Genomic DNA, 24,575 nt, shown 5'->3' on the forward strand with positions numbered 1-24,575 from the left:
GACTCCTAGAATGTGCCCTGCCAACTGACCGTCACCTGATGGCCGTTGGTGAAGACGGATGGAGGGTGGATTCCCCACACTTGCCACTTCCCGCTCACCAGCTTGGCGGAAGTGATGCCGACGATGGCCCCGGCAACCACGTCGCTGGTCCAGTGCTGGTTATTGTAGACCCGCGACCAGGCGGTGCCCGTTGCCACCATGTAGAGGCCGATCTTGCCCCAGAGCGGGTGGACATCCTCCGCCAGGCTGGCGGCAAGCCCGAAGGCGGCCGAGGTGTGGCCCGAGGGCATGGAGGCGTCGTCGCTGGACAATTCGAACGGCTCGAAATCGAGCGGTTCCGACCCGGCGGCGCTGGGCCGTTCCCGGCCGAAGGCCACCTTCAGGAAGGCGGTCACGCCGCCCGCCAGCACGGCGGAGGTGACCGCCCGCAGCCCGGAGCGCGTCAGCCCCGGTTTCTTGAACGCGAGGCCGGTCCCCACCATCACCGCCGGCACGAGCGCCCAGACCTCCGGCTCGCCGACCTTCTTGAACGCGCTCGCGACGTCGTCCTTGGTGCTGGTCTGGTTGTCCAGCATGTAGCTCCGGACCGGATTGTCGACCAGGAAGAGCACCGACACACCGGCGGCCACGACGAGCGGCTGGTACCATTGGATCTGGTAGGGTGGGGGGGCATCTTGGGCGAGGAGTGGCGATGCCTGCGCCCAGAGAACGGTAGCGCCAATGAGCGATCGGAGGAGCCACCCCTTGGGAGAAAGTGCAGTCGGCATTATTTAAGGTAGTTGAATCCCCCTCCGGTCCGCACGGTCCGGAGGCGCCCGGCCGGTCCACTACACCCCAGGACGACTTGACATGCGCCGCCTTTTTGCCCTCCCCCTGCTTGCGATCGCCCTGTCCGGCTGCCCGAGCTATGACAGCTACACCCCGGTGGTGTCCCAGAAAGGGCTCATTCCGCCGGACCAGTTTGCCCGGTACGGGAAGGAGCAGGCGCAGGCCGTGGCCGTGGCGCGTGAGTTCGGTTTCGCGTACCAGGGCGACACCCCGGCGGACTTCGGGGCGCAGGCGGCCGCCGGCGCCGCCTATGCCCGCACCATGCCCGACGTGGTCAACGTGACCGTCGACAGCCTCGGCCACCGTATCACGCTGCAGTTCCGGAGCGGCTGGCGCACCGCGGTTGATCCGATCGCCGACGGTCGGCGTGGCAACGAGACCCCCGGCATCTCGGCGGCCGCACCTGCCTCGTGACCGACGACTGCCTCCAGGTGACGGTGGCCGCTTCCTCTCGTGAGGAGGCGGACCAGCTCGCGGGGAGTGCGGTCGAACGGCGGTTGGCCGCCTGCGGCCAGGTCGCCGGCCCGATAGTATCCACCTATCGCTGGGAAGGGCAGGTGCGCCATGCGGAGGAGTGGCTCTGCATCCTGAAGACCACGCGGGCACGCTACTCCGAGCTGGAGACACTGCTTCGCGCAGCGCACAGCTACGACAACCCTGAGATCATCGCCACCGCCGTTCTGGCGGGCAGCGCCGACTACCTCGCCTGGCTCCGCGCCGAAACGGCGCCATCAACCGGAGGATCGACATGACCGCTCCAACTGCACCGGCCCCCGAATCCACCCCGATCTGGGAAGACTTCCTCGAAATCTTTATCAAGCCGTCCGCCGTCTTTGAACGGCGCAAGGACGCCGGCTTTTTCGTCCCGCTGCTGGTCTTCCTGGTGGTGTTCATCGCGATCTGGTTCGGCCTGAAGGGCGCGTTTCAGCCCATCATGGACGCCGAGATGTCGCGCGGCATCGCGAAGGCCATGGCCAAGAACCCCCAGATGACTGAAGAGATGGCGGCCGGCATGCGCGCCGCCTCCGAGAAGTTTGCGGTGGTGGGCATCGTGGTCAGCCTCCCGGTCATCGTGCTCCTGCTGGGGCTCACCACCTGGGTGGCCGGCAAGATGGTCGGGGCGGCCGTGTCGGTTGGGGCGGCGATGATGATCGCCACCTACAGCTACTTCCCGCGGATCCTCGAGCTGCTCGTCTCCGGCGCCCAGGCGCTCCTCCTGCCGGAGGAACAATTGACCGGAGAAGCGTCGGTCAAGCTCGGGGTGGCGCGGATGTTCAACCCGGATACGACGTCGGGCGTGCTGATGGCAACCCTGATGCGCGTGGACGTCTTCACGCTCTGGATCACCTTCCTCATCGCGGTCGGCCTCCATGTGGTCGGCAAGATCCCGATGAGCAAGGCGCTGCTCGGCGGCGCCATCGTCTGGGTGATCGGCGCGCTTCCCAAGGTCCTGCCCGCCCTGATGGCCGGCTGACCACCCAAGTACCCGCGCGGGAGAACCCATGAAGCGCAGCACCATCATCACCATTGCCGTCGCCCTGGGCTTCGGCGCCATGCTCCTCTACTCCACGCTCAACAGCCAGAACGTGGAGTGCACCGTCACCGTCGAGTACAACGGGCGCAGCAACACCGCGACCGCCTCCGGCGCGTCCGAATCCGACGCCCTGCAACAGGCGCAGACCACGGCGTGCGGCCCGATCATCGCCGGCATGAACGAGTCGATCGCCTGCGGCAAGGCAATTCCCGTCGCAAAGTCGTGTAGGCCGCTGTGAGCATGACGGGGCTCCGCCTCCCGCACCCGCTCGTCCTCCTGGTCGGGTTCGTGCTGGCGGCGGCGGCCCTGACCTGGATCGTCCCCGCCGGGGAATATCAGCGCCAGGAGGATCCGGCCACCGGCCGGCAGGTGGTGGTCCCCGGCACCTACCGGACCGTCGCTCCCGCACCGGTCTCCCTGACCGACGCGCTCGTCGACATCCCGAAGGGGATGGCCGACGCCGCCTCCGTCATCTTTCTCGTCTTCCTGGTTGGCGCCGCCTGGACCGTGGTGGAGCGGACCGGTGTCTTCGGTACCCTCCTCGACGAACTCGTGGCGCGATTGCGCGGCCACGACACCCTCGTCATCCCGATCTCCTGCCTGGTCTTTGCCACCGGCGGCATCCTGATCCAGATGCAGGAAGAGCTGATCGCCTTCGCCCCCATCCTCCTCCTCCTCGTGGCGCGCCTCGGATTCAACCGGGTCACCGCCGTCGCGATGAGCATCGGCGCCGCCATCGTCGGCGCCGCCTTCAGCCCCATCGACCCCTTCATGGTCGGCATCGCGCAGAAGGTGGCTGGCCTGCCGCTCCTGAGCGGGTCGGCCTTTCGCATCGCCTTCCTGATCCCCGCGCTCGCCATCTATATCTGGTACACCATGCGCTACGCGGCGCGCACCCAGACCGCGGCGGTCGCCTCCACGGGACAGGAGGCCGCGGCGGGGGCAAGCGGATGGCGGATGCGCACCATCCTGGCGCTCATTATCGGCGCCTTCGCGCTCTTCGTGGTGGGGGTGCTCCGCTGGGACTGGGACTTCGACCAGATGTCGGCGCTCTTCTTCGCGATGGGTCTCATCGCGGGGCTCGTTGGCAAACTGGGCTTCGAGGGAACCGCCGAAGCGTACGTGGACGGCTTCAAGTCCATGGCGTACGCGGCCATGATCATCGGCTTCGCCCGCGCCATTTACGTCGTGATGAACCAGGGCCACATCGTGGACACGGTGGTCCGCGGGCTCTTCGCCCCCGTCGCCGAGCTTCCCGTCACCCTGACGGCGTTCGGGATGATGGTGGCGCACGCACTTCTGCACATCCCCGTGCCGAGCACCAGCGGCCAGGCCGTGTTGACCATGCCCCTGCTCGTGCCGCTCTCGGATCTCCTGGGGCTCGCGCGCCAGGTGACGGTACTCGCCTACCAGTTCGGCGTAGGGCTGATGGACCTCGTCAATCCCACCAATGGCGCGCTGCTGGCCATGGTCGCCGCCGTTGGCGTCCGCCTGGAGGAGTGGTGGAAATTCGCCATCCCGGTGATGTTGCTCCTGACGGCGCTGGCGACGATTGCACTGACCGCCGCCATCGCGATCGGACTCACCTGAGGGAATTCCACCCCGCCCCGGTCGTCCCTTCCGGGGGACGCCCAGCGACGGGAACGAAATGCCGCCCACCGTTGTAACAGTATTATGGGATGGGCACTTGCCCACCGCGGCAGATCGGGAGCGGGCCGGTATGGCACCCAAGTTGCAAACACCTATCGATGGGCAGGCACTGGCGCCTGGCCCGTCACCGGGAGACACCGGACCGATGAGTGAAATCACGATCCGTGAGATGGAACAGGATGAAGAGTTTGCCGCCTGGTTTTCGGACCTCCTGACCGAGGAAGACGAAGCCGAGGGGACGACGATTCGTGTCGAGGATCGGTACCTCGTCCTGACCAGTGAAATCGGCGACTGGGTCGGCGGCCTGCGCTACACACTGCAGGGCGGCGTGGCCCACCTGGTCGAAGTGGCGGTGGCACCGGCGGAACGGCGGCAGGGGCACGCGCATCGGCTGCTCGGCGCCTTCGAGGAGCGGGCCGCCAGCTACGGGGCGCATCTGGTCGAATTCTGGACCGACGACCTCCGTTCGGAAGCCTTCCTCACGGCGATGGGGTGGCGTCGCGTGATGACCCGTGAGGGCTACATCGGTCGCCAGGTCTGGTACCTGATGGAAAAGGCGTTGCCGTCGTCCTGAGCCGGTGCTGCGGAGGCGCGGGGAGGACGTTAGCTTAGAGAGTCGAGGTGGCGTGGCCACCTCGACTCTCTCTCGTTCCGGGCCGGCGGCCCCGGGGGCATCATGACGATTCGTGACACTGCGCGGGACATCATCGAGAAGTTCGAGGTGCTGCGGGACTTCGAGACCACCGTGCGCGACTTGATGGCCGCGCACGAAGCGAAGCGTCCCCTCTGGTTCCCGCACGACCTCCTCGGTCCCGGCCCCGACGAGTCGGTTGACGATCACCTCAAACGCGCCCGGCGCCGCGCCGACGGGATTCCGGTGCCGGCCCGAGCCGCCGTCGCCCTCAACCTCCTCACGGAGGAAGGGCTCCCTCATTTCCACCGGGTCTTCGCGGCGCACGCCGGCGAGGACAGCCACTGGCGGGACTGGCTCAACCTCTGGACCGCCGAAGAGGACCGCCACGGCCAGGTGCTCCATGACTACGTTCGCGACACCGGGCTTCTCGACCAGCGGAAGCTGGAGGAAATTCAGTTCGAATACATGCGGGCCGGGTTCAATCCGGACTGGGACAAGGACCCCTATCGCGTGTTCGTCTACACGTCGGTCCAGGAACGTGCGACACAGCGCTCCCATGCCGAGACCGGGAAGATCGTGTCGGAGTACGACCCGGAACTTGGCGAGGTGCTCGAGAAGGTCGCGATGGAGGAGGCACGGCACTTCACCTTTTACCGTTCGGTGTTTGCCGAAGTGCTCAAGCGCGATCCGAACCGTGGCCTGGAGTCGGCGTCGCATATCCTGCCCGGGATCGACATGCCGGGGCTCACCATTCCTGGCTTCCGCGATTTCGCCGAGGTGATCCGGCGCGCCGGCATCTACGGACCGCGCGACTACCTCAAAATTGTCCAGGAGCAGATCGCCTACTGGAAGATCGAGAAGCTCGAGGGGCTGAACGAGATGGGGCGGAAGGCGCAGGAGCGGATCATGGCGGTGCCCGACCGTCTCCGTCGCATCGCCGACCTGATCGAGACCCGCAGCCGGGCCAAGACCTTCACGTTCGAGGTGGTATTCAATCGTGAATTCGCCATGGAGTAGCGGGGTCACCCGCCGCGCTGTCGCCCTCTCGCTGCTCTGCGCCCTGGCCGGCGCCTGCGGGAAGGACAAGGCACCACCACAGGCCAATCCGGCGTCCCGTCCTGCCCCGCCCGCGGGGGATGTCGCGCAGGAGGAGGCCACGCTTCTCGGCCGTGACGTGTTCCTGCTTGTCGACCGTCTCGCCGCCTACGCCGCCGCCAACCAGCGGAAGTATCCGACGTCACTGCGGTCGGCCGGCATCGACAGCCTCACCCCCAAGATTGCGCGGCAGATCGACACCCGCACCAAGCCCCCGATGGCCTTCGCGATGTTCCGCAACCCGCTCGGCCACCAGCTGACGAGTTGCCGGGGCACCACAGACCTCCTTGAGGAGTCGGCGCTCAACGACGGCCGATTCACGGTCACCTGCACCAACTCCGAGGGGCTGAGCTCTCCCTACAAGGTGCAACGCGCCAGCGGCCGATGAGGCCCGCATGAGCATCCCGACCCTCCTCGCGCTCGTCGCCCGCGGGCTCAGTATCGCGGCGCTCTGCTACGCGGCAGTGGTAGCGCTCACCTTCTGGCTGGTGCGCGCGCGGCACCTGGCGCCGTTCGGGGCCTGGCCCCGGCTGGTGCGCCGGGTGTCCGACCCCGTCCTCCGCCCGCTCGAGGCTCGTCTGACTCGCGCCGGGCGAAACCCCCAGGATGCGCCGCTCTGGCTGTTCGGGTTCACCGTCCTCGGCGGCCTGCTGCTGATTTCGCTCACCGACTGGATGATCGGATTCTGGTTCCGCGCCCGGTTGGCGGCCGGCGCCGGCGCCGGCGGCATGGCCGCGTTCCTGATCAACGGGGTCTTTGCCCTGTTGATCGCCGCCCTGATCATCCGGGTCGTGGCGTCGTGGTTTGGCATCGGTGTCTATCATCGTCACTTTCGGCCTGTCATCCTGCTGACCGAGTGGCTGGTCGCCCCGATCCGACGAGTCCTGCCCCCGATGGGGATGATCGACTTCAGTCCGCTCGTGGCCTGGCTCGCACTCGTGCTGCTGCGGTCGCTGCTGCTCGGTCTCGTTCGATGAACCCGGTGGAGGGCACGGGCGACGGGGTCCGGCTCCGGCTCCGGATCCAGCCGCGGGCCTCCCGCACCGAAGTGGCCGGGCTCCATGGGGACAGCGTCCGGATCCGGCTCTCCGCCCCTCCGGTGGACGGCGCGGCCAATGACGCGCTGATCCAATTTCTCGCCACGACGCTCGGGGTGCCGGCACGGGCGGTGGAGATCACGGCCGGCCACGGTGGGCGCCAGAAGACCGTGCTTGTCCGGGGCGTCGGGCGCGCGGCCGCCGTGGAAGCAATGGGACTGCCGCCAGAGTGACTCCGCCCTTGCCATCGAGAGGCTGGTGGGTACAATTCAGGTGTCGTACAAACTGATTCGTGGTGATTTGCGCATATTGCGGCCACGTTAAACAACCTGCTAAAACGCTCGCCTGGAGCCGTTTTGGTTCCGGGCGTCGTTGTTGGAGCCCTGCGTCATGTCCTTCCCTGGTCCCGCTTTCCCCACCCGCCCCCGCCGCCTGGCCGCGCTCGAGCGCCTGCTGAGCGAGCGGATTCTCGTGCTCGATGGCGCCATGGGCACAATGATCCAGCAGCACGACCTCGGCGAGGCTGATTTTCGCGGCAACCGCTTCGCGGAACACACCAGCGACCTGCGCGGCTGCAACGACCTGCTCTGCCTGACCCGGCCCGACATCATCGGCGGTATCCACGACGCCTACCTCGCCGCCGGCGCCGACCTGATCGAGACCAATTCCTTCAACGCGACCTCCATCGCCCTGGCCGATTACGCGCTCTCGCCGATTGCACGGGAACTGAATCGCGCGGCCGCCGAGGTCGCGCGGGCTGCCGCCGACCGGGCGGAGGCGCGGGAACCGGGGCACTTCCGCTACGTGGCCGGCGCCATCGGGCCGACCAATCGGACCGCGTCGCTCAGCCCCGACGTGAACGACCCAGGCCACCGCAACATCGACTTCGATACGCTGGCCGGCGCCTACCGCGAAGCGGTGGAGGGGCTGGTCGAAGGAGGCGCCGACCTCCTGCTGGTCGAAACGGTCTTCGACACGCTCAACGCCAAGGCCGCCATCTTCGCCATCGAGGAGTGTTTCGAGCGGTGGGGCGCCCGGCTGCCGGTCATCATTTCCGGCACTGTGGTCGACCAGAGCGGGCGCACCCTGTCGGGGCAGACGGTCGAGGCGTTCTGGCTGGCGGTGTCGCATGCGCGCCCGCTGGCTGTCGGCCTCAACTGTGCCCTCGGCGCCAAGGCGCTGCGCGCGCACCTGCAGGAGCTTTCGCGGGTCGCGCCGACCCGCATCAGCGTCTACCCGAACGCGGGATTGCCGAACGCCTTCGGCGGCTACGATGAGACCCCCGCGGAACTGGCCGCGGTGGTGCGGGAGTTTGCGGAACAAGGGCTGGTGAACATCGTCGGCGGCTGCTGCGGGACGACGCCCGACCACATCCGCGCGGTGGCGGCCGCGGTGCGCGGCCTCGCGCCCCGTCACCCGCCGGAACTCGAGCCCCGGCTCCGCCTGAGCGGCCTCGAGCCCCTCGTCGTGGGGCCAGACACGAATTTCGTCAATATCGGTGAGCGGACCAACGTCACCGGTTCGCGCCGCTTCGCCAAGCTGATTCTCGACGGCCAATACGAGGCCGCGCTCGAGGTGGCGCGGCAGCAGGTGGACAACGGCGCCCAGCTGATCGACGTGAACATGGACGAGGGGATGCTGGACGCCGTCGCGGCCATGACCCGGTTCCTCCGCTTGGCAGCGGTCGAGCCGGGCATCGCCAAGGTGCCCGTGATGATCGACTCGTCCCGCTGGGAGGTGCTGGAGGCCGGGCTGAAGTGCGTGCAGGGGAAGAGCGTGGTCAACAGCATCTCGCTCAAGGAGGGTGAGGAGGCGTTCCTGGAGCAGGCCCGCCTGGTGCGTCGCTACGGTGCGGCCGTGGTGGTCATGGCCTTCGACGAGCAGGGCCAGGCCGACACCGTGGAACGGAAGGTGGCGATCGGGAGACGGGCCGTCGAGCTCCTGACCACCCAGGCGGGCTTCCCGCCGGAAGACATCATCCTCGACCCGAACGTCTTCGCCATCGGGACCGGCCTCGAGGAGCACGCCGGCTACGGGCTCGCATTCATCGAGGCCACCCGACGCATCAAGGCAGAATTGCCGCACGTGTCGGTCAGCGGCGGCATCAGCAACGTCTCCTTCTCGTTCCGCGGCAACGACCCGGTGCGCGAGGCGATCCACGCCGTGTTCCTGTTCCACGCCATTCGCGCCGGCCTCGACATGGGCATCGTCAACGCGGGGCAACTGGCGCTGTATGACGATCTCCCTGCCGACCTGCGGGAACGGGTGGAGGACCTGGTCCTCAACCGCCGCGCTGATGCGACCGAGCGGCTGCTGGCGGTGGCCGCCGGCGTGGCCGGACAGGCCGTGTCGGCGGGACCCAACCTCGAGTGGCGCGAGCGCTCGGTCCACGACCGGCTGGTCCATTCGCTGGTGGAAGGCCTCACCGACTGGATCGAGGCGGACACGGAGGAGGCCCGGCAGGAGGCGGCGCATCCGCTCGACGTGATCGAAGGCGCGCTGATGGATGGCATGAATGAGGTAGGCGACCGGTTCGGCGCAGGACGGATGTTCCTGCCGCAAGTGGTCAAGAGCGCGCGGGTCATGAAGCGGGCGGTGGCGCACCTGATCCCATATATCGAGGCGGCCAAGGCGCGGGACGGCGGCCGCCCGAAGGGGAAGATTCTTCTCGCCACCGTCAAGGGCGATGTCCACGACATCGGCAAGAACATTGTCGGTGTGGTGTTGCAGTGCAACAACTTCGAGGTGATCGATCTCGGCGTGATGGTGCCCGCCGCGAAGATCCTCGACGCCGCACGCGAGCACGGCGTCGATCTGATCGGCCTGAGCGGCCTGATCACCCCGTCGCTCTCGGAAATGGCGTTCGTGGCGGGGGAGTTGGCGCGCGAGGGATTCACGCAGCCGGTGCTCATCGGCGGCGCCACCACCAGCCGGGCGCATACCGCCGTCCGCATCGCGCCGGCCTACCCGGAGGCGGTGGTGCACGTGCAAGACGCCTCGCGCGCCGTGGCGGTGGCCAGCAGCCTCCTCAGCGACGGCCTCCGCCCTGCCTTTGTGGCGGAGACGCGCGCGGCCCAAGAGATACTCCGCAAGGAACACGCGGCGAAGGATGCGACACCGATCCGACCGCTCGCCGAGGCGCGGCAGCGCGCCGTGCGCCTCGAGTGGCCGACGCAGCCACCGCGCCCGACCTTCCTCGGCCTCCGCGAATTCACCAGCTACCCGCTGGAGGAACTCGTCCCCCGTATCGACTGGACGCCGTTCTTCCAGGCGTGGGAGCTCAAGGGGTTCTATCCGGCCATTCTCGACGATCCCACCACCGGCGCGGCGGCCCGGGAGCTGATGGCGGACGCTGAAAGGCTCCTGCAGGACATCGTGGCGAACCGGCGACTCGAGGCGCGCGCCGTGCTCGGGTTCTTCCCCGCATCGCGGCTGGGCGACGACGACATCGCGCTCTACGCGGACGAAGGACGCACGGAGGTGCGCGCCGTGATCCACACCCTGCGCCAGCAGATGGCCAAGGCGGAGGGTCGCGCCAACCGCGCGCTCGCGGATTATGTCGCGCCGGCGGACGTTGCCCCCGATTACCTGGGATTGTTCGCCGTGACGACCGGACACGGGCTGGACGCGATCGTGGCGGCGCGCGAAGCGGTGCATGACGACTACGGCGCCATCATGGCCAAGGTGCTCGCGGACCGGCTGGCGGAGGCGTTCGCGGAGCGCCTCCACGAGCGGGTGCGCCGGGAGTTGTGGGGATACGCCCCGGACGAAGTACTCGACAACGCGTCGCTGATCCGGGAACAGTACCAGGGCATTCGGCCAGCTCCGGGATACCCAGCCTGCCCGGAGCACACCGAGAAGCGTACCATCCTCTCGCTGCTGGAGGCCGAGCAACGCGCGGGGATCCAGCTCACCGAGAGCTGTGCCATGACACCCACCGCCGCGGTGAGCGGGATGTATTTCTGGCATCCCGGCGCCTCCTATTTCGGCGTGGGCCGCCTTGGACGCGACCAGGTCGAGGACTACGCCCGTCGAAAGGGCTGGAGCCTGGCGGAAGCTGAAGAGTGGCTCGCGCCGAACCTGGGGTACGACCGTGGCTGAGTCACGCCGGGGGACACCGAATGCCTGACCTGCGCCAGCTGCTCGCCGACGGCCATGTCCACGTTTCCGACGGCGCGATGGGGACGATGCTCTACAGCAAGGGCGTCTTCCTCAACGTCTGTTACGACGAACTCAACCTCCGGCAGCCCGACATCATCCGCGAGATTCATCGCGAGTACGTCCGCGCGGGCGCCGAGGTGATCGAAACGAACACCTTCGGCGCCAATCCCGTGAAGCTGGCGCACCACGGACTGGCGGACGACACCGAGACGATCAACGAGGCGGCCGCGCGCCTGGCGCGAGAGGCGGCCGGGGATCGCGCGTGTGTGGTAGGCGCCATCGGTCCGCTCGGTATCCGCATCGAGCCGTTCGGCGAGACCTCGGTGGAGGAGGCGCAGGCGGCCTTCGCACGACAGGCGGCCGGGCTCCTGGCCGGCGGCGTGGACGGCTTCCTCCTGGAGACGTTCAGCGACGTTGAGGAACTCCGCGCGGCGGTGAACGGCGTCCGCGGCCTGTCCGACCTGCCGATCATCGCCCAGATGACCGTCGGCGAGGACGGACGGACCCACTACGGGACGGCGCCCTCCACCTTCGGACCGGCCATCGCCGCCATGGGGGTGGATGTCATCGGAGTGAACTGCTCCGTTGGCCCGCACGGAGTCCTCGAGGCCATTGAGCACCTGGCGCGGGTCGTCGACCTCCCCCTGAGCGCCATGCCCAACGCCGGCCTCCCGCGCGACGTCGGCGGCCGCAAGATGTACATGGCCTCACCAGAGTACATGGCCACCTACGCGAAGCGGATGGTCGAGGCGGGCGCGCGCATCGTGGGTGGGTGCTGCGGCACCACCCCCGAGCATATCAAGGCGATGGTGGGCTTCGTGCAGAGCGCCTCGCCGCGCCACGCCCACCTGACCGTCGCGCCGGCCACGGCGCAAGGCGTCCCCGCCCTGCCGCTCGCCGAGCGCTCGAAGCTGGGCGCCAAGCTGGCTGCGGGGGCGTTTGTCACCACGGTTGAAATCGTACCGCCCAAGGGAGTCGACCCGGCACCGATGTACGCGCAGGTGCGCGCGCTCAAGGCCGCCGGGGTGGACGCGGTCAACGTGCCGGATGGACCCCGGGCGCAGAGTCGGATGGGCGCCCTGCTCTCGGGGCTGCTCATCGAGCGCGAGGTGGGGCTCGAGGCGGTCGTCCATTACGCCTGCCGCGACCGTAACCTGCTCGGCATGCTCTCCGACCTGCTCGGCGCGGCCGCGGCGGGGCTCCGAAATCTCCTCATCATCACGGGCGATCCGCCCAAGATGGGCCCCTACCCCGACGCGACCGCCGTCTTTGACATCGACGCCATCGGGTTGACGAACCTCGTCTCCCGACTGAACCATGGACTCGACCCCGGCGGCAACGCCATCGGCGCGCCGACCCGGTTCGTGATCGGCGTGGGCGCCAACCCCACCGCGCCGGATATCGAGCGGGAAATGTCCCGCCTGGCATGGAAGGTGGACGCCGGCGCCGAGTATGTCGTCACTCAGCCGGTGTTCGACCTCGAGCAATTGGACCGGTTCCTTGAACGCGCCTCGAAGCACCGCATTCCGGTCATCGCGGGGCTCTGGCCGCTCGTCTCGCTCCGCAACGCGGAGTTCCTGGCCAACGAAGTGCCCGGTGTCTCGGTGCCCCTCGCCGTGCTGGAGCGGATGCGGGTGGCCAGCGCCGCTGGACGGGAGGCGGGGCTCGCGGAAGGGGTCCAAATTGCCCGCGAAATGCTCGAGGCGGTGCGGCCGCGCGTGCAGGGCGTGCAGATAGCCGCGCCCCTCGGGCGGGTGCCGGTGGTGCTGGAGGTGCTGGGGACGGAGTGAACCCCACCGGGCAATCCCGGTGAGGTGCGGCGGGACTCTAGCGCAGCACTGCTGGGGCGGGCGGCGCCTGGCGGACGGGCATGACCGGGAAGTAACCATTGACGTTCTGCCCCGTCCAGTAGTCCCACATTTCGCGCACGCAGTAGACCTCGTTCTCGGGTCCGAGGACGCAACCAATCCCGTGATCAGCAAACCCGGCCACTGGAAGTTGTCCCAACCCTTCAACCGTGGGCGATGGGTCCCAGGACGGATGCAGAAAGTCGGGGCCGACCCCCCGAACGAGTTGCCCGCCCTGGAGCTTCACCATCAGCCTGTCCTCAGTGGCCCCGACCAGCAGGACCCCGGTAGCCGACAGCACTGGCTCGAGCCACTGGGTTCCGGTGCTGTAACTCCTCCCCCAGCACCAAAGTTCGCCCTCGGATGTACGGCCACACGCGAAATACTGACCCACTACCAGGTCGACGAATCGCCCACCACCGTTGACGGTGACCGGAACAGCCGACGGGATGTATGAGCCGTTTCCCGGCGGCTCCTCGCCCCAGCACGCAGCGGTTGAATCACGCTGAAGCCCGCAATAGAGGCGTCCATCGTATTCCATTCGCAGCGCCGTAAACGAAGGGGATCCTGGCACCATCGCCACGTCACCGTCCTTCCAGCACCATGCACGACCATCCGAAGCGGCAAGTCCGCACGTCCCGCCTCGAGTAGAGCCAGTCAGGCTCCCGGATCGGAGAGGTGGGAAGCCGACGACCTGCGTCAGGGGAAGCTCGACGTGTGGCGGGGCACCACACCAAACGCTGCCGGAGACATCGAGGGCACAAGTGCGATAGTCCTCCCCGAACGCCACATCTGTGTATTCACGAGCGCCATCGTATAGGGCCGGCCCCTTGCTGTTGAAGTAGCTTCCGCTTTCCCAAGGCCTTGCCGAGGCTGAGTCGTAGTCGGACGCTGGCGGCCCCTCGATCCCCCCGCGCCCCCAACACCAGATGGCCCCTCCAACCAGTCCACAACCGATGTAGAAGTTGCCAGCGACCTCCGTGGCCCGGAACACCTCCCCGGTCGCCGTAAAGGTGTGGGACGACTCCTCCCCCAGGCTCACCCGGAGCTCATTGTAGCCCGGCCTTGCCCCCAGGGTCCAGACGCCCGCGACGGTGCCATCGGTGTCGGATGCTGGGGAGAGTGGGAGGACGCTTCCACCCCCGTCCCGCACTACCCAGGAGACCTCCACCCCGACCCGTGGTTTCCCCGCCGCGTCGAGCACCCGGACAAAGAGGGTGTCCATCAGCGGGAATCCCGGCGCACCAACGAGGGTGGACGGAGCACGGGTCACGACCAGCTGGTCGGGTAGGGGCGCGGTTGCGGGGTCGTTGCAGGCGACCAGCGCGAGGGTGCCGAGCGCAGACCATGGGATGCCTCGGGAGAGAGCCATGCGAGTGCTCCTGCGTAGGACGGCTGGCCGGAGGTTCACGAATACATACCTCCCGCCGCGGCGAACGCAATGTGGACGGATTGAACGCGCGGAGGCGGGCGGGTATCTTCCCGCACGACTCAAGCCCCCGCCCGGCGGGGAGGAATCCCATGACCGAACTTTCCATGACCATCCCTCCTCTGACGACGCTGACCGAGGAAGAGGAGATGTTCCGGAGTGCCGTCCGCGACTTCGCCGAATCGGAAATCCGGCCGCATGTCCACGACATGGACGCCCGCGCCCAGTTCAACGCCGACATCATCCCCAAGTTCTTCGAGCTCGGCCTGATGGGGGTCGAGATCCCCGAACAGTTCGGTGGCGCGGGCGGCAACATCTTCCTGGCCGTGCTCGCCATCGAGGAGCTGGCCCGGGTCGATGCCTCGGCGGCCATCTACGTGGACGTCCACAACACCCTGGTCAACAACTGCGTCCTGCGGTGGGGGTCACCGGAAATCCACAAGAAGTACCTGCCGAGGATGGCGAGCGACATGCTCGGCGCCTTCGCGCTGTCCGAGCCGGCGAGCGGCAGCGACGCCTTCGCCCTCGAAACGAAGGCCGAGCGGAAGGGCGATCACTGGGAGCTGACTGGTCGGAAGTTCTGGATCACCAACGGCGCGGAGGCGGAGCTCTTCATCGTCTTCGCCAACACCGACTTCTCCAAGGGCTACAAGGGGATCACCGGGTTCCTGATCGAGAAGGGCTTCCCGGGCTTCAAGGTGGGCAAGAAGGAGGACAAGCTCGGCATCCGCGCCTCGAGCACGACCGAGCTGATTCTCGAGAATTGCGTCGTGCCCGACGAGAACGTCCTCGGCCCGGTCGGCCTCGGCTACAAGATTGCCATCGAGACGCTGAATGAGGGCCGCATCGGGATCGGCGCCCAGATGATCGGCGTGGCCACCGGCGCCCTCGAAGCCGCCACTGCCTACCTGAAGGAGCGGAAGCAGTTCGGGAAGCCGATCGCCGAATTCCAGGGCGTCCAGTTCCAGCTGGCGCAGATGGGCACCGAGCTGGAGGCCGCCAAGCTGATGGTGTACAACGCGGCGCGGATCAAGTGTGCCGGGCAGCCGTTCCTCCGCGAGGCCGCCATGGCCAAGCTCTTCAGCTCGCAGGTGGCCGATCGCATCACCTCCCAATGCCTCGAGCTCTTTGGTGGGTATGGCTACTCCAAGGAGTACCCCGCAGAGAAGTTCTATCGGGATGCAAAAATCGGCACGATCTACGAGGGTACGAGCAACATGCAACTCCAGACCATCGCCAAGCTGATGCTCAAGTAGGCTGGCGAGCCGACTCCCTGGACCGGGTCCCCAGGAAGCCCCAGGGGGCCTCGCGTTTCAAGGCGAGACGGTCCACCAAGTCAACTCTTGACGCCACAATGGTTTGGACCCTAGTATTGATCAACGAGCCTGCGGCGGTTGCCGCGGGCCTCGTCGTCTGAGCCCTCGGCCCGCCCCTCTTCGGTCCAAGGGAACGGTCTTTGCTCTACCTGTCTGGCGGACGGCCCTCCAGCCGGACCCCAATCATCAACCTGGCGGTACCCCTGTGACGCGTTTCCTGTGCGCGCCTCGCCCAACCCTTCGCGCCGTGCTCGGCCTGCTCGCCCTGATGGGCGGGCTGGCGCTGTTGCCGGCCGTGGCGCAGGCGCAGGGCGACGCAGAAGTGCAGCGCGCGCTGGACAGCTGGTACAAGCGGGCCAAGCGCCGCGCACCGGGCGAGTGGGGCATCGCAATTGCCGACCAGACCGGACGCGTCCTCTGGAGCGTCGCCGAAGACCGCCCTCTCCTTCCCGCCTCGACCGTGAAGCTGTTCACCACCGGCTTTGCCCGCAGCACCCTCGGCGGTGACGCCCGCGTCGCCACGCGCGTGGTCGGCACGGGGATGGTGGACCCCTTCACGGGCCAGTGGATGGGGACCTGGGCGCTCGAGCTCAATGGCGATCTGTCGCTGGAACGCGCCACCCGCCAGGGCCCGCAGCTGGCCGATCTGGCCCAGCAGTTGGCCGCCCGCGGCATCACGCACCTGCAGGGTCCCCTCGTCGTGCGGAGCGCAAACGGCCCCGCCGATGCGGTCTATCCCTCTGTCTGGGCATCCCGCCACAAGGGCCGGCTCTTTGCGCCGCCGATCGGCGCCATCACGCTGCACGAAAACACCGTCGAATTCACGGTCCGGCCCGGTTCAAAGTCGGGCGCGCGGCCGGTCATCATCGGCGAGTCCCCCACCGGGGTGAGCCAGCTGGTCACCAACCGGGCGCGGACCGTCGCCGGTCGGCGCTCCTCGCTCCGGCTCTCGTCCACCTCCAGCGGCGGGTGGGTGCTCTCGGGTACGATCGGCACCAGTGCCAGGGCCCGGCGGCTGACGTCCGTGGCCAACCATCCTGAAGCCGTCCTCCGCGCGGTCTGGGGCAAGGCATTGAAGGACGCCGGCATCCAGTGGGACAACACCTTTGCGCTGGCCTCCACCTCATCGCCTGAGAACGCCACGGTGCTGGCGGAGATCGAATCGCCGACGCTCGACTCCCTGGCCTCCGAGGTCAACACCCGCAGCCTCAACATCGGGGCCGAACTGCTGCTCCGGTGGGCCGGCGGCGCCACCAACGCCGCGCAGAAGCTGATGGAGCACATCCGGTCGATCACCGGTGCGACCACGGGCGTCCACCTGGTGGACGGCAGCGGTCTCTCCACTGAAGACCGGATTGCGCCGTCGGTGTTCGTCTCGTACCTGACCCGCTTCCCGATGACGCCGGAAGGCCGAAACTTCCCGCTCCTCCTGCCGGCCAACGGCGAGGGTACCCTCGGCCGCCTCGGCGGGATGCCGGGACGCGGCGTGGTTCGGGCCAAGACCGGGACGCTCGGCAACGTCAGCACACTGGTGGGATACCTTGGCCGCCCGGAAGGCGTGCTCGTGGTGACCCTGATGTACAACGGCGGGTACTCCTACACCGCCCGCCAGGAGCAGTGGAGGCTCTTTCGGACGCTCGGCGCCGACGCGGTGCAGATCCCGGAGGACCATTCGCTCGACATCGAGCCGGTGCAGCTGGGCGGCGAGGATGAGGCTCCGCCGGCGCCGGCACCGATCGTGGGGTTCGGGTTGTTCTAGGATTCGCTGCACAAGATGGGAACGACAGCGGGGCGGCCAGTGGCCGCCCCGTTTTTTTCATGCTTCGGAGCCGCCAAATCGGCCCCCCGCAGACTGCAGTTGGTGCCGACGCCTGCGCCAGCCGTCTGGTGCGGCTGGTTCGGCTGGGTCGGCTGGTTCGAAGAACCATGGGCCCGGTTGGGAAGAAAACGGGGGGCGGCGAGCAGCCGCCCCACACTGTTCAGGCCTAGAACCGCCAGGTCAGTCCGCTGTAAATCTGGGTCAGTTGGCTGGTGCCCGGGTTGGCGGGATCCTTCTGCCGCAGGCCGGAGAGGTTCAGGTACCACTGCCGGGCCAGGGCGACGTCCAGATCCACCCCGTACCAGGTGGACTTCTGGCGCTCGACGAACGCCGGATTGTCCTCCTGCCGGACGCCGCCGTTCAGGTCGACATGCACGGCGTTGGTGGGGTCGAAATTGACGTGGCCGGAGTACAGATGTCCGTTGGTCTGCACTGATCCGGGGTTGATGGCGCTCGAGTCGTTCTGGTTCTGGTACCAGGTGGCACGCACGGAGAGGCCGAGACCGAGCGGGGCGATCCGGTTGGCGCCCAACGTCGCAGTGTAGGAATTGGCGCCGAGAACCGTCGCCCCGGTGCTCCGCCGCCAGTCGCCGCCCAGGTAGAAGCGACGCCCGGAATACTGCAGGCCGCCACCATAGCCCTCGCGATAGGCATCGTCGAAGTTGGTTTCCGGATTGGTGAAGTCCCGGATGAGGCGCACGGTGCGGCGCTTGTCGTACGTGGCGTTGATCGAGAGCCAGGGCTTCGGGCGAGCGGACACATTTGCAAACTGGCTCGTGAAGGACACCGCACTTGACTCGGCGTTGGGGCCCTCGAGCTTCCACGGCCGGTAGTAGTCGATCTCCTGCAGCAGGTACAGCGACAGGTACCGGTTGCTGACGGTGGCCTGGGCAATGCCCCACTCGCGGCGCTCGGTGCTCCCCTCGTAGGAGCCGACGGCCCCGATCGTAAAGGCACTGGACGTCAGGCCACCGGGCGCATTGTGCATCGTCAGGTAGGCGCCGAAGTCGTGGACCGCGGAGGAATACTGGAGGGTGGCCGCATCGGGCTCCCAACCCCCGAAGGCGCCAAACGAGAGGTGCTGCCCGTTCAGCTCGACCAGCCCGCCGTCGAACAGGCCGATGGAACTGATGTACATGAGGTACTGTCGCCCGGCGGCCACACGGAATTTCGCATCGGGCGCGTTCCAGTAGAGGACTGCCTGGTACGCCCTTGTGTGGCCGTCCACGGTGGTGCCGCCGGCGGATGACGTCGTCGTCTGGCGGGCGCGCAGGTCGATGGCGACGCCGAGTGGCGTGCCCCCGATGGCCAGGCCGTACAGCCGGGCATCAAGCGACGGCTGGTTGAAGCCGTTGCTTCCGGCTGGCTGGCCGGCCGAGACGGTGCTCGTCGTGGCGCGGAGATACCGGCTCCCGATCCGGCCATGCAGCCCCTGCCCGCTCAACCGGCGGGGACGCGGCGTGGCGATCGGGGCACCAATGGCAATCTGCTCCGTCGCGACGTGGCGATGGAACCGGACGGTGTCCCCGAGGGCGAGCTCGGGCGTCCCCTTGACCAGTTCGGTGTTCGACTTGTGCGACGCGAGGAACTTCACGCGCAGTGTTGCCACCGCGCTATCCCCCCGAATGACCTCCACCTCCGAGCCTTCCACCAGTCCGTCCATTCGCCCGGAAGAGATGTAGATCTCGGTGCCGGAGATGAAGCTGATGCTCGAGATGACGGCGGCCGTGTCCGGCGCGGAAGGCAGGGTGTCCGGCGCTGCGGCAGGCAGTGCGACGTCGGCGGCGGGGATCTCGATGGTCGTTGGTGGCACATCGAGTCCGGCCTGGAGCGTGGTCGAGGCGGCGGGTGCCGGCTCCGGTGCAGAGGTGGCCGGTGGCAACGTGGTCGTGGGCGCAGCGACTGGTGTTGGCGCCGGGATGGCGACCGCCTGCGGCTTGGCCACGACCGGCGCAGGAGCGGCCGGCGGCGACGCGGGTGTGGACTCAGCCACACGTGTTGGCACCGGGGTGGCGGACGCCTGCGGCTTCACCGGAACCGGAGCAGGGGCTGCCGCCAGCGAGATGGTCGTGGGCGCTGCCGGAGGCGGCGTGGACATCGCCACGTCGGCCGGTGGCGGCGCCTTCGATGTCGCCGGGGCGGGCCTGACTGCGCTGAGTGTCAGGGCCACCGCCGCGCCCGAATTTCTGGCGGGCACAGGCGTGGGGGCCTGCACCGGCGCCGAGACGGTCTTCGGCTCTGGACTGGCGGAAGCATCGAACGGCCCCCGCACCACGCTGTCGATGTTCGCGGCTGGTACCACGAATGTGGCGCCGGACTTCTGGCTCCGAATCCGGACGCCGTTCGGCCCGTTGTCGGCCAGCAGCGTCCCGCGGATGGTGCCGCCCTCGCGGAGGTACACCACGGCGGGCCCGACCAGCGCCTGGGCGCCAAGTGGCGCGGAGTCCCGCGCGAACCCCTGCGCCTGGGCCGCCCCGGCTCCGATCACGGAGCAGAGGAGGAGTGCGAGCAGGCGCCCAACTCGTCCCGAGCCTTCGAATGCAGTGTTCACGGTGTCGATCCGTTGGCGTGGCAGCCGGACCGCACGCAATCGCTGGGGGTGTAGTTCTTCCCCCTGTGCTTGTCCGTTTGCACCTTCGCGTGGCAATTCAGACACAACAGCTGCGGAGTGGCGGCGTACGGCTGGCCGAGCTTGTGGCATTCCGAGCACTGGCCCCACTTGCCGTTGTGCTTCCCGCTGTAGATGCGGAATTGCGAGATGCTGCCGTCGTGCGCGGTGAAGCGTGCCCCCGCCCAATTGGCCACTAGCGAGTGGCAGGTGGTGCAGGTGAGCGAGAAGCTGGCGGCGGCGTGGTTCGGATCCGTCGTGCCCACAAACTCCGCATGGTGGCAACCGTCACAGGTCTGCTTGACCGTGGAATACGGCATCGTGGTGTGGCACTGGGTGCACTGCACGGCGGTGCTGCTGTGCACCCCGGTGAGCGCAATGGGCGTGGTCGGGTGATTGACGCTCGCCCCGGCCCAGTTAGCCACCACCTGGTGGCAGGTCGAGCAGTCGGTCGAATACCCGGCGGCCGTGTGGTTCGGGTTGGTCGTCGCCGCATAATCCGCATGGTGGCAGCCGTCGCAGGTCTGCTTCACGGTCGAGTACGGCATGCTCGTGTGACACTGCGAACAGTTGACCAGATTGGCGCTGTGCGCGCCGGTCAACGCGATCGGCGAGGTCGGATGGTTGAACGTGGCGCCGAGCCACCCGGACACCAGGCCGTGGCAGGTGGTGCAGTTCGTCGAGAAATTGGCGGCCACATGGTCCGGATCCTTGGCGCCGACGTACTCGCTGTGGTGGCAGCCATCGCAAGTCTGCTTCACCGTGGAGTACGGCATCGTCGTGTGACACTGGGTGCAGGTGATCAGGTTGCCGTTGTGCACGCCCGTCAGCGCAATCGGGGTCGTGGGATGGTTCACCGTCGCGCCGGCCCAGTTGGCCACCACCTGGTGGCAGGTCGAGCAGTCGGTACTGTACCCCGCTGCCGTGTGGTTCGGGTTGGTGGTGCCCACGTAGTCCGCATGGTGACAGCCGTCGCAGGTTTGCTTCACCGTGGAATACGGCATGGTCGTGTGACACTGCGTGCAGCTCACCAGGTTCGAGCTGTGCGCGCCGGTCAATGCAATGGGACTTGTCGGGTGACTGAAGGTGGCGCCCGCCCATCCGGCCACGAGGCCGTGGCAGACCGTACAGGTCGTGGAGAAATTCCCGGCCACGTGGTCCGGATCCTTGGCGCCGTTGTAGTCGGTTTGGTGACAGGCCACGCAGGTGGTCTGCACCGTCGAATACGGCGAGGTGGTGTGACACTGGGTGCAGGTGATCAGGTTGCTGCTGTGCACCCCGGTCAGGGCGATCGGCGTCGTGGGGTGGTTCACCGTCGCGCCGGCCCAGTTGGCCACCACCTGGTGACAGGTCGAACAGTCGGTACTGTACCCCGCCGCCGCGTGATTCGGATTGGTCGTGGCCACGTATTCCGCATGGTGGCAGCCGTCGCAGGTCTGCTTCACTGTGGAATAGGGCGTCGTGGTGTGACACTGCGTGCAGCTCACCAGGTTCGCGCTGTGCGCGCCGGTCAGTGCGATCGGGGTGGTCGGGTGGGTATATGTGGCCCCCGCCCAGTTCGCGACGACCTGGTGACAGGTGGCGCAGTCGGTGCTGAAGCCCGCCGCCGTATGGCTGGGACTCGTGGTGGCGACGAACTCGGCGTGGTGGCAACCATCGCAAGTCTGCTTGACCGTCGAGTAGGGCATGCTCGTGTGGCACTGCGAGCATTGCACCAGGTTCGGGCTGTGCGCCCCGGTGAGCGCCACCGGCGTGGTGGGGTGGTCAAACTTGGCACCAAGCCACCCGGCCACCAGGCCGTGACAGTCGGTGCAGGTGGTCGGGAACTTCGCCGCCACGTGATCGGGGTCCTTGGCGCCGTTGTAATCGGTCTGGTGACAGGCCACGCAGGTCGTCTGGACCGTCGAGTACGGCGACGTCGTGTGGCATTGCGCGCAGGTCACCAGGTTGCTGCTGTGCACCCCGGTCAGGGCGATCGGCGCCGTGGGGTGGTTTGCCGCCCCCATGTTGGCGGCGTTCCAGGTGACCGTCGAGTGACAGGTCTCGCAGGTCGTCGGGAAGTTTGACGCCCGGTGGTTCGGCGCCGAGTTGTAATTCGCCTCGTGACAGGCGACGCAGGTGGTCGGGGTGCCCACGAACTGCATCTGGCCCCGCGCCCCCGGCTTGTGGCAGGTGGTGCAGTCCGTGGCCAGGTGGCTCCCCGAAAGCGGGAAGCGGGTCAACTGGTGCGCCTTCAGCATGGCGTCGCGGTCGGTAAAGCTGCGGGTCGTGTGACAACGGGCGCAATCGGTGCCGAACTCCCCGCGGTGATTGTCGGTGTGGCAGGCGGCACAGCTGGTGCTTGCCTGCTTGAAATCGAGTGACACGTGGCATGCCCGGCAGGTGGTCGCCCCATGCGCGCCGGTCAGCGGGAAGCCGAGCTTCCCGTGGTCAAACTGGTCGCTTACCTGGATGGCGTTCCAGCTGCTCGACTGGTGGCAGACGGTGCACTCCAGCTTGAGGTCGCCATGCGGCGACGTGGTCCGCTCCTGCGCCTGCACGGTGCTCACGACGAGCCCGAGCAGGACAGCAAAGACGGAAATAGTCAGGCGCCTCATTGGGACTCCTTGCCGTGACAAGTCTCGCAGCGCCCGGACAGCGGGCGGTAGCGCAACGGTGCAGTGGGCGGGGCCGCCGCGTCGCGCACGTGGCACTGCGCGCACGGGACGGTCTCGTGCGCACCTTTGAGCGCGAACGACGCATCGGTGTCGTGGTTGAATGCGGCCGCGGGCACAAAAGCGTCCGCCGTGTGGCAGGCGACACAGCCACCCTTGGCGTCCCAGGCGGCAAACTGATCGCCGTGCGGTGTCTCGTGACAATCGGCGCACTCGCGCTTCGCCTCGAACTGCAGCGCGCCGAACTGCGCGCCCCCCAGCAGCAGGCTGGATTCGGGTTGCTTCGCGGAGATCCGCTTGAGTTCCTCGTGACATGCCGAGCAGGCCGTCGCCCGGTGCGCGCCTTCGAGGGGGAAGTCGAAGAGGGCATGCACGGTCACGGTGGTCGTTGAGGGACGGAAGACCCGGGTGCTATGGCAGGTGGGACAGCCATTCGCCTGCGCACGGGCTCCGCCGCTCACAAAGCGTCCGGCATGGGGATCCAGATGGCATGCCGCACAGTCGATCTCGGCGAGCTGGAACCGGAAATTGGCCTTGCCGATGGCCGCGCTGGCGGTGATCGGCGGCAGCCCGGGGCGCCCAACCCCGTGGCACGCCACGCAGTCGATCTCCTGATGGCGACCATCGAGCGTCAGTTTGGTCTTCGCGTGCGCCGCGCTGTCGAAGGTGCTTGGCGTCCAGCCCGTCACGCGGTGGCAGTTCGCGCATTCGCCCTGGTTGGCGCTCGCCTTCAGCTGGCCACCGTGGTCGTCCGCGTGGCAGTCGAGGCAACGGGCGAATTTCGGGCGCATGACGACCTTGGCGCTGCCAAGTGTCTTCGACGCAGCCGACGCCGTGCTCCGTGTGTGGCACAAAGCACACTTGACCGTCAGGTGCTTCCCCTCGAGCGGATAGGGGGTCGAGGCGTGGCTCGCCGTGGTGTAGGTCGATGTCGCGAACCCGTTCACCGAGTGGCACGACGCACAATCCACCGGCTTGCCGGCCAGCGTGGCGGTGCCGTTGTGGGCGTCCTTGTGGCAGTCGGTGCATGCCGCAAACACCGGCTTCTTCAGCGCCGGCGTCGAGAAGTCCTTGTGGCAGCTCGCGCAGGCCGTCGTGACGTGCTTGCCCCGCAGCGGATATTTGGTGCGGTCATGATCGAACCGGTTCTTGTCGATGACGGCGAAACCCTTTGTGCTGTGGCAATCGGCGCACTTCGGTCCGAGCCCGCCGTTGTGCGGGTCGGTGTGGCAGTCAGCGCAGGTTTCGGATGACACCGGCTTGTAGACCGGTACCAGATGGCCCTTCCCGTCGCTCCGTGGCGAGAGCCGGGCGTCGAGATGGCACTTGTCGCACTTCACCTCGGTGTGCTTGTCGGTGAGCGCGTACGCGGTCGTGTCGTGGTTGAACCCAGGCGTCACCGTCCACGAACCGGCATCATGGCACACGGTGCAGTTCTGCTTGAGGGCCCCCCGATGGATGTCCTCATGGCAGGTCGTGCAGGTCGTGTCCAGGCCGGTGTACATCTGCCCCGTCTTTCGGACCGAGAGGTCCTTGACCCCCGGCACCTGGAACTTGTCGGTATGACAGTCTTCGCACGTGGCCTCGGCGTGCTTCTGCGCAAGCGCCCATCCCGCACGCTTGTGGTCGAAGTCCGTTGCACTGCCGTCGGGCCACTTGATCATGTCGAACTCTTTTCCCGCGTGATCCGGGTGACAGGAGGCACACGGCGTCCCCTTGACGGTGGCGCTTCCATGAAAGCCGCGCCCCTGGGCGAGCAGCCGGCCGATATCCTTGTGACAGTCCGCGCACTGCCCCGTCATCGCATCGCGGCGATTGCCGTGACAGGTGGTGCATTGCGTCGGCCCTTCCAGCGTCGCATGCGGCGCGGCGAGGGGGCCCGGCGAGATCTGTCCAACCAGCGGCGAGGACATCAGCAGTCCCCATCCGAAGGCCAGAAGGCCGGCGCGCACCAGTCCGCGGA

At 67.6% G+C, this 24,575-nt stretch carries 19 protein-coding genes and 1 riboswitch; of the genes, 14 read left to right on the forward strand and 5 right to left on the reverse strand.

The window, feature by feature from the left end:
* Positions 1 to 5: 5 nt before the first annotated feature.
* Positions 6 to 767, reverse strand: coding sequence for a phosphatase PAP2 family protein (locus tag R2910_01630; protein ID MEZ4411671.1), 762 nt, complete (start codon positions 765 to 767; stop codon positions 6 to 8).
* An 82-nt stretch (positions 768 to 849) separates the two neighbouring features.
* On the opposite strand from R2910_01630, the gene R2910_01635 reads away from it, so the two are divergent.
* The 12 genes from R2910_01635 (at position 850) to R2910_01690 (ending at position 12,729) form a co-directional block, all read left to right on the forward strand.
* Positions 850 to 1,242, forward strand: coding sequence for a hypothetical protein (locus R2910_01635; protein MEZ4411672.1), 393 nt, complete (start codon positions 850 to 852; stop codon positions 1,240 to 1,242).
* Positions 1,239 to 1,580 (forward strand): divalent-cation tolerance protein CutA, encoded by a 342-nt coding sequence (gene cutA, locus R2910_01640; GenBank protein MEZ4411673.1) that lies wholly within the window; start codon positions 1,239 to 1,241, stop codon positions 1,578 to 1,580. Before R2910_01635 ends, cutA begins: the two co-directional genes overlap by 4 nt.
* The gene (locus tag R2910_01645) at positions 1,577 to 2,302 is read left to right on the forward strand and encodes a YIP1 family protein (protein MEZ4411674.1); all 726 of its coding nucleotides are present in this window, start codon (positions 1,577 to 1,579) and stop codon (positions 2,300 to 2,302) included. The genes cutA and R2910_01645 overlap by 4 nt, the downstream gene beginning before the upstream one ends.
* A gap of 28 nt (positions 2,303 to 2,330) precedes the next feature.
* Positions 2,331 to 2,600, forward strand: a complete 270-nt coding sequence (locus R2910_01650; GenBank protein MEZ4411675.1) for a hypothetical protein — start codon at positions 2,331 to 2,333, stop codon at positions 2,598 to 2,600.
* A gap of 2 nt (positions 2,601 to 2,602) precedes the next feature.
* Positions 2,603 to 3,952: a hypothetical protein gene (locus R2910_01655; GenBank protein MEZ4411676.1), complete on the forward strand. Its 1,350-nt coding sequence runs from the start codon at positions 2,603 to 2,605 to the stop codon at positions 3,950 to 3,952.
* 205 nt (positions 3,953 to 4,157) lie between these two features.
* A complete protein-coding gene (locus R2910_01660) occupies positions 4,158 to 4,586 on the forward strand; it encodes a GNAT family N-acetyltransferase (GenBank protein ID MEZ4411677.1) in 429 nt (142 codons plus the stop codon).
* Between the two features lie 102 nt (positions 4,587 to 4,688).
* The gene (locus tag R2910_01665; GenBank protein ID MEZ4411678.1) at positions 4,689 to 5,663 is read left to right on the forward strand and encodes an acyl-ACP desaturase; all 975 of its coding nucleotides are present in this window, start codon (positions 4,689 to 4,691) and stop codon (positions 5,661 to 5,663) included.
* Positions 5,644 to 6,129, forward strand: coding sequence for a hypothetical protein (locus tag R2910_01670; protein ID MEZ4411679.1), 486 nt, complete (start codon positions 5,644 to 5,646; stop codon positions 6,127 to 6,129). Before R2910_01665 ends, R2910_01670 begins: the two co-directional genes overlap by 20 nt.
* Before the next feature lie 7 nt (positions 6,130 to 6,136).
* Positions 6,137 to 6,718: a YggT family protein gene (locus R2910_01675; GenBank protein ID MEZ4411680.1), complete on the forward strand. Its 582-nt coding sequence runs from the start codon at positions 6,137 to 6,139 to the stop codon at positions 6,716 to 6,718.
* Positions 6,715 to 7,011 (forward strand): DUF167 family protein, encoded by a 297-nt coding sequence (locus R2910_01680; GenBank protein ID MEZ4411681.1) that lies wholly within the window; start codon positions 6,715 to 6,717, stop codon positions 7,009 to 7,011. Before R2910_01675 ends, R2910_01680 begins: the two co-directional genes overlap by 4 nt.
* 49 nt (positions 7,012 to 7,060) lie before the next feature.
* Positions 7,061 to 7,135: riboswitch (SAM riboswitch) on the forward strand.
* Positions 7,136 to 7,168: 33 nt separating this feature from the next.
* Positions 7,169 to 10,879 carry a methionine synthase gene (metH, locus tag R2910_01685; protein MEZ4411682.1) on the forward strand — a complete coding sequence of 1,237 codons (3,711 nt, stop codon included), beginning with the start codon at positions 7,169 to 7,171 and terminating at the stop codon, positions 10,877 to 10,879.
* A 20-nt stretch (positions 10,880 to 10,899) separates the two neighbouring features.
* Positions 10,900 to 12,729 (forward strand): bifunctional homocysteine S-methyltransferase/methylenetetrahydrofolate reductase, encoded by a 1,830-nt coding sequence (locus R2910_01690; protein ID MEZ4411683.1) that lies wholly within the window; start codon positions 10,900 to 10,902, stop codon positions 12,727 to 12,729.
* A gap of 37 nt (positions 12,730 to 12,766) precedes the next feature.
* Here R2910_01690 and R2910_01695 read toward each other — a convergent pair whose 3' ends face one another.
* Positions 12,767 to 13,036 carry a hypothetical protein gene (locus tag R2910_01695; protein ID MEZ4411684.1) on the reverse strand — a complete coding sequence of 90 codons (270 nt, stop codon included), beginning with the start codon at positions 13,034 to 13,036 and terminating at the stop codon, positions 12,767 to 12,769.
* A gap of 1,271 nt (positions 13,037 to 14,307) precedes the next feature.
* On the opposite strand from R2910_01695, the gene R2910_01700 reads away from it, so the two are divergent.
* Positions 14,308 to 15,471, forward strand: a complete 1,164-nt coding sequence (locus R2910_01700; protein ID MEZ4411685.1) for an acyl-CoA dehydrogenase — start codon at positions 14,308 to 14,310, stop codon at positions 15,469 to 15,471.
* A gap of 265 nt (positions 15,472 to 15,736) precedes the next feature.
* Positions 15,737 to 17,290 (forward strand): D-alanyl-D-alanine carboxypeptidase/D-alanyl-D-alanine-endopeptidase, encoded by a 1,554-nt coding sequence (dacB, locus tag R2910_01705; protein ID MEZ4411686.1) that lies wholly within the window; start codon positions 15,737 to 15,739, stop codon positions 17,288 to 17,290.
* A 226-nt stretch (positions 17,291 to 17,516) separates the two neighbouring features.
* Here dacB and R2910_01710 read toward each other — a convergent pair whose 3' ends face one another.
* From R2910_01710 to R2910_01720, 3 genes are read right to left on the reverse strand one after another with little or no spacing between them, the layout of a single operon-like run.
* Positions 17,517 to 19,901 (reverse strand): hypothetical protein, encoded by a 2,385-nt coding sequence (locus R2910_01710; protein ID MEZ4411687.1) that lies wholly within the window; start codon positions 19,899 to 19,901, stop codon positions 17,517 to 17,519.
* Positions 19,898 to 22,555, reverse strand: a complete 2,658-nt coding sequence (locus R2910_01715) for a hypothetical protein (GenBank protein MEZ4411688.1) — start codon at positions 22,553 to 22,555, stop codon at positions 19,898 to 19,900. Before R2910_01715 ends, R2910_01710 begins: the two co-directional genes overlap by 4 nt.
* Positions 22,552 to 24,564 carry a hypothetical protein gene (locus R2910_01720; protein MEZ4411689.1) on the reverse strand — a complete coding sequence of 671 codons (2,013 nt, stop codon included), beginning with the start codon at positions 24,562 to 24,564 and terminating at the stop codon, positions 22,552 to 22,554. The genes R2910_01715 and R2910_01720 overlap by 4 nt, the downstream gene beginning before the upstream one ends.
* Positions 24,565 to 24,575: the final 11 nt, after the last annotated feature.

This window comes from Gemmatimonadales bacterium, from assembly GCA_041390145.1.
Classification (GTDB): Bacteria; Gemmatimonadota; Gemmatimonadetes; order Gemmatimonadales; family GWC2-71-9; genus SPDF01.